The organism is Vibrio sp. 10N.222.48.A3, assembly GCF_041475345.1.
GTDB classification, from domain to species: Bacteria; Pseudomonadota; Gammaproteobacteria; order Enterobacterales; family Vibrionaceae; genus Vibrio; species Vibrio tasmaniensis_A.
In genome coordinates this window covers 1-5,772 of record NZ_JBFRVX010000451.1, presented here as the reverse complement: position 1 = coordinate 5,772, position 5,772 = coordinate 1, and the positions used below count along the sequence as shown (strand labels likewise).

The window sequence follows — 5,772 nt, the reverse complement described above, 5'->3', positions numbered from 1 at the left end:
GTGTGGGGTTATTACTTTTTATTTATCAGTCGTTTAATGATTTCTTATGAAGGTTTGCTGGGAATGATTGAGTATAAACTTGCCACAAAATATTTAGATATCTATGCCCAGTCACTTGAGCTACTTCTTCAATAGAGTAGCCCTTTCCAAACAACTGACTTGCTCCCTCTCTTCGTAGGTCGTGATACCTCAAATCCTCAATACCCAATTCGTTTCTCACTCGCTGAAAGCCTGCACTAACACTTCGTGAGTTGTAGGGAAAAATAAGTTGGTCTTTGTTCCTGAATGTTTTCGATTCCCTGTGTATAATCGCCGAATTATTTTTGACTACAATGTCCACTGTGAAGCGTGATTCACCGCTTTGAAGTGTTCTTTTTAATGCTAGATGCCTTCGTTCCACTCCATCAATACGTACTATAAGCGTACTGAGTGGGGGAGCTTGCGGCTGAACTAGCGAGTTTCTGTATATATATGCAGTGTATAGATTTTGAGTAACGCTTTATGAAACCTGACAATACCAGTAAATACGCGGCTAACCGCTTATCCGTTGCACCCATGTTGGATTGGACTGACCGCCACTGTCGTTACTTTCACCGTTTGCTATCTCAGCAGACGCTTCTGTACACGGAAATGGTCACAACTGGTGCGATCTTACATGGTAAGGGCGACTTTCTAGAGTATAACGAGCAAGAACACCCATTAGCACTTCAACTTGGTGGTTCAAACCCGGTTGATTTGGCGGCTTGTGCCAAGCTTGCTGGTGAGCGTGGTTATGATGAAGTGAACCTCAATGTAGGTTGTCCTTCAGACCGAGTTCAGAATGGTCGCTTTGGCGCTTGCCTAATGGCTGAGCCCGAGCTGGTGGCAGACTGTGTGTCAGCGATGAAAGAAGTCACAGATATTCCAATTACGGTAAAAACGCGTATTGGTATCGACGACCAAGATTCTTACGAGTTTCTGACTAAGTTTGTTTCTACTGTTTCTGAAAAGGGCGGTTGTGAGCAATTTACTATCCATGCGCGTAAGGCGTGGTTGAGTGGCCTTAGCCCGAAAGAGAACCGTGAGATCCCACCGCTAGATTACGATCGTGCATACCAAATCAAGAAAGACTTCTCAGATCTAGTGATTGCGGTAAATGGTGGCATTACTACATTAGAACAAACTAAAGAGCACTTGCAGCACCTTGATGGTGTGATGATTGGTCGTGAGGCATACCATAGCCCGTTTATCTTGGCTGAAGTTGATCAGCAGATCTTTGGTTTAGACACGCCAATCAAGAAGCGTTCACAAGTAGTTGAAGAGATGTACCCGTACATTGAGCGTCAGCTTTCGAATGGAGCGAGCCTTGGTCATATCTCTCGTCATATGCTGGGTTTGTTCCAAAGCATGCCGGGTGCAAGACAATGGCGTCGTTACATCAGTGAGAATGCACATAAGAAAGGCGCGGGCATTGAGGTGATTCAGACGGCATTGGCTAAGATCCCTAAAGAGCTAAACGTATAGACACCCTCAAGGTTAAAGCAAAAGCCAAGAACTAAAAGTTAAAAGCTTAAAGAACAAGGCTAAATTCGCCATTAGAGGCTAAATTTACCATTGTGAGTTTCCGAAAAGCCACGCATGAAGATGTGTGGCTTTTTATTTGCCTGATAAATAAGGAGTTTATGGTTGTATCTAACTTGGTATGGAAGCTGCAATGTTAGAAAGTAGGAAAGATAGGTCATGAACTCATTAGGGAGACCATTATGTTTGAATTAATCTTTGTTCTTATTTTCGTCGCAACTTTACTCGTTACTGGTATTACGTTTATGACGGTACTAGCGGCAACCGGAATCGCGTTAGCGGTCATGCTGGTCTTAGGTATGATGGGGGTTGTGTTTAAACTGCTGCCTTGGCTGATCGTGATTGCAGTGGGTGTGTGGTTTTTCAAAAACTATGTACACAGCTCTAACCAAAGACGTTATTAAGGTCATCGTGTCGTCAAATCTTTACTCGTCAGCGGTTTATCGTTTTAGAATTTAAGATGTGTGGTAGAATTTTCCCCAATAATCTATGAATGTGCATACAATTAGCACAACGATATGGAATTGGAGCTATCTCAAATGAATAAAATGCCATTAATTGCTTTAGTGGGAATGCTTTCTTTAAGTTCGGCTGTGTCCGCTGAAGAAGAGTTTTCTTACACGACTAAGATCGGTGCTGATATGTGGTGGGGAAGTACAAAGCTGAACGAAGCTAGGTCGAGTGACTCAAACTCACCTTCGTTGTATTTCGCATTTGAGCATAATGCCCCTAAGCTGCCAAATGCGAGTTTCCGCTACTCTACTGTTGATACAACATTGTTAGCGTTTGATAAGTATGACTACACGTTCTACTACACAATGTTGGATCACAAGTTGATGAACTTCGATGCGGGTGTGACATTTACTCAGTATGCAAACTCACATTACAAAGACCCGTACAGTTCGAAAACGACAAGTTTTGATGAGTTTACCTGGAGCTTCTACGGTAACGCAGAAATCAATGTCCCTAATACTCAGCTTGATATCATTGGTACGATGGAATTTGGTGATAGCAACGGTATTAAGAGTACCGATTTGATGGCGGGTGTTCAGTACCGTATTCCAGTGGCAGATACTGAAATAGCACTTCGTGGTGGCTATCGTGTGATCGACCTTGATTCGGACAAATTCTTCTCTTCAGAGCTGAACAAACCTCTTGAGACGGACAAAGAACCTGATCCGTTAGATGACCCAAAGCCAGGGCCACCTAAATCGTTTGTTATGGTTGATGGTTGGTTTGCTGGCGTAGAAGTACGCTTCTAGGCAATTAAAACGAATCTAGAACGAAATTTAAGAACGTCACTTTATTAAGTGGCGTTTTTTTATATCTATTGGTTATACCCAAGCATCTTGAAGTTACTTGGGTATATACTTTTCTGGAATTAGTTAGCACATTCATCACTTTCGACCATCCTTAATACAGAGACCTAATTAGCGTCTATTCTTATAAGGTCTATGTTGTGAGGTCAAAGCAAGGGATGGAATATGACACTCAATGAATTACGAAATTTATATCGAGAAAATCTGTTGGTTGAAGCGATCATAGAGCCCTCAATTCAAGAGGGGTCTTGGGTTGTGGAGTTTCGCCATATGGGCGGTGGCTTTGTTTTGCTTACTGATGTTCATGGTGAAGAGTGTCATTACGCGGATTTAGACCTAGCATCTAAGTCGGCAATGGCGGTTGGCTTTCAACAAGTTCGTATTGAAAACCAGTAACTCAATTGACGTTTCAATCGGTTTTTACTTCCAAAAAGTTATAAAACATACTTTTCTATTCTTTCTTGTTATTAAAAGGAGTGGTTAATCTATCGTCACGCAATGATTAGGGATGTCGTGACCATGTCTTTAAATAAGAAAGAGTCTTCACAAAATAATAATGCACAGTCTGGGGCTAATGAGTTACCTGGGCTAGCAGCACCACTTAATGACCAACAATTGGGTCATCTTCAGCAAACTGTTTCTGAATTATCTTCTCAACAACTGGCATGGGTCAGTGGTTACCTTTGGGGTGTGAGCCAAACTCAGCCTGTGGGTGCCGCCGCGCCAATCGCTCAAGCAGCCGCTGCAGTAGCCGCAAAACCTGCGGGTAAGCTCAGCATTATCTTCGCATCCCAAACCGGTAATGCGAAAGGTGTCGCCGAATCGCTTGAGGCAGAAGCGAAAGCCTTAGGGATTGCTGTCGAGCTTTTCGATGCAAGTGATTATAAAGGTAAGAACTTAGCCAAAGAGACACACGTCATTTTTGTAGCTTCAACCAATGGTGAGGGCGAAGCCCCTGATAACGCTATTGAGTTGCATGAATTCCTTCAATCGAAGAAAGCGCCAAAATTATCAAACCTACAATACGGTGTGATCGGTTTAGGTGACTCAAGCTATGAGTTCTTCTGCCAAACGGCTAAAGACTTCGATAACTTCCTCGCTAAGCTTGGTGCTAAATCGTTTGTTGACCGTCTTGATTGTGATGTTGATTACGAAGAATCAGCAACGGAATGGCGCGCTAAAGCATTAGAGCAAGTAAAAGAGACGCTATCGACAGGTACTGAAGCCGATGTGGTTCAATTACCAGTCGGTCAAGCGGCTGCTGGTCATTCGCAATACACCAAACAAAACCCATACACCGCGACATTATTGACGAGCCAAAAGATCACTGGTCGTGATTCGGGCAAAGATGTTCGTCATATCGAAATTGATCTTGATGAGTCGGGTATTACTTACCAACCGGGTGATGCGCTAGGCGTATGGTTTGAAAACAGTTCAGAACTCGCAAATCAAATTCTTTCTAAGGTTGGGCTGTCTGGTATCGAAAGTGTCGATGTCGATGGTGACAACTTGTCTGTGCATAGCGCACTCGTCAGCAAATTTGAGATTACATCTTCAAACCCTCAGCTAGTGACTAAGTTTGCTGAGCTATCGGGCAGCAAGAAGTTAATTAAGCTGGTGGAAGATAAAGACAAGCTTCGTGAATACGCGGGTAATACTCAAGTTGTTGATGTTTTAGCTGAGAAGAAGACCAAGCTATCGGCTGATGAACTGATTGGCCTACTACGTAAGTTAACTCCACGCCTCTATTCTATTGCATCAAGCCAAGCTGAAGTGGATGAAGAAGTTCACTTAACGGTTGGTCTGGTTGAATACCAAAAGGGCGATGAATCTCGTCTGGGTGGTGCTTCAAGTTTCTTAGCTCAACGCCTTGAAGAAGGTGGTGAAGTTAAGGTGTTTGTAGAGAACAACAATAACTTCAAACTGCCGCAAGACGACAACACACCAATCATCATGGTTGGCCCGGGTACAGGTATCGCACCTTTCCGTAGTTTTGTTCAAGAGCGTGAAAACAATGACGCTGAAGGTAAAAGCTGGTTGTTCTTTGGTGACCGTACCTTTACTCAAGATTTCTTATATCAAGTTGAATGGCAGAGGTATCTTAAATCTGGTGCATTAACCAAGCTTGATGTTGCGTTTAGTCGTGATCAAAAAGAAAAGGTTTATGTTCAAGACCGATTAATTGAGCAGGCAGAGCAGGTTTGGCAATGGCTTCAAGAGGGCGCGTACCTCTATGTATGTGGCGATGCAACTCGAATGGCAAAAGATGTCCATGAAGCGTTAGTTACGATAGCGGAAAAACATGGCAATCAGAGCCGCGAACAAGCTGAACAATATATTAATGATTTACGTAAAGCGAAACGTTACCAAAGGGATGTGTACTAATGAGCAAGCAAGTAATAGAGCAAGAAGTGCTAGGTCAAGTACTGGGACCTTTGGCTGACAATGAACGTCTGAAGCGTGAAAGTAAAAACCTTCGCGGTACGATTGAACAAGATCTTCAAGATCGTATCACTGGTGGTTTTACCGCAGATAACTTTCAACTGATCCGTTTCCACGGTATGTATCAACAAGATGACCGTGATATTCGTAACGAACGTACCAAGCAAAAATTAGAACCTTTACATAATGTAATGCTACGTGCGCGTATGCCAGGCGGCATCATCACTCCTAAGCAGTGGCTCGCGATTGATAAATTCGCAGATGAAAGCACCTCTTATGGTTCAATTCGTCTAACAACACGTCAAACCTTTCAGTTCCATGGTGTGTTGAAGCCGAACATTAAGTTAATGCACCAAACACTAAACAGTATTGGTATTGATTCGATCGCTACTGCGGGTGATGTAAACCGAAATGTTTTGTGTACCACGAACCCGGTTGAGTCCGAGCTCTG

At 43.1% G+C, this 5,772-nt stretch carries 6 protein-coding genes and 1 pseudogene; 6 read left to right on the top strand and 1 reads right to left on the bottom strand.

The features are described from left to right. Positions 1–25 precede the first annotated feature (25 nt). The gene (locus tag AB4653_RS13645) at positions 26–340 is read right to left on the bottom strand and encodes a tyrosine-type recombinase/integrase (protein WP_009847902.1); all 315 of its coding nucleotides are present in this window, start codon (positions 338–340) and stop codon (positions 26–28) included. Between the two features lie 161 nt (positions 341–501). On the opposite strand from AB4653_RS13645, the gene dusA reads away from it, so the two are divergent. The 6 genes and pseudogenes from dusA to AB4653_RS13615 form a co-directional block, all read left to right on the top strand. Continuing rightward, entirely contained in the window at positions 502–1,503 is a 1,002-nt protein-coding gene (gene dusA / locus AB4653_RS13640) for a tRNA dihydrouridine(20/20a) synthase DusA (protein WP_009847903.1), read from the top strand. A 239-nt stretch (positions 1,504–1,742) separates the two neighbouring features. Then, the gene (gene pspG / locus AB4653_RS13635; RefSeq protein ID WP_009847904.1) at positions 1,743–1,964 is read left to right on the top strand and encodes an envelope stress response protein PspG; all 222 of its coding nucleotides are present in this window, start codon (positions 1,743–1,745) and stop codon (positions 1,962–1,964) included. A gap of 135 nt (positions 1,965–2,099) precedes the next feature. Further along, complete coding sequence (locus tag AB4653_RS13630) at positions 2,100–2,822, top strand: TIGR04219 family outer membrane beta-barrel protein (protein WP_080518003.1); 723 nt, start codon at positions 2,100–2,102, stop codon at positions 2,820–2,822. Between the two features lie 222 nt (positions 2,823–3,044). Further along, entirely contained in the window at positions 3,045–3,275 is a 231-nt protein-coding gene (locus AB4653_RS13625) for a hypothetical protein (protein ID WP_004735813.1), read from the top strand. Between the two features lie 123 nt (positions 3,276–3,398). Further along, positions 3,399–5,264 (top strand): assimilatory sulfite reductase (NADPH) flavoprotein subunit, encoded by a 1,866-nt coding sequence (locus tag AB4653_RS13620; RefSeq protein WP_009847906.1) that lies wholly within the window; start codon positions 3,399–3,401, stop codon positions 5,262–5,264. Next, positions 5,264–5,772, top strand: a pseudogene (locus tag AB4653_RS13615) (sulfite reductase subunit beta); the annotation flags it as partial. The gene AB4653_RS13620 and the pseudogene AB4653_RS13615, both read left to right, overlap by 1 nt.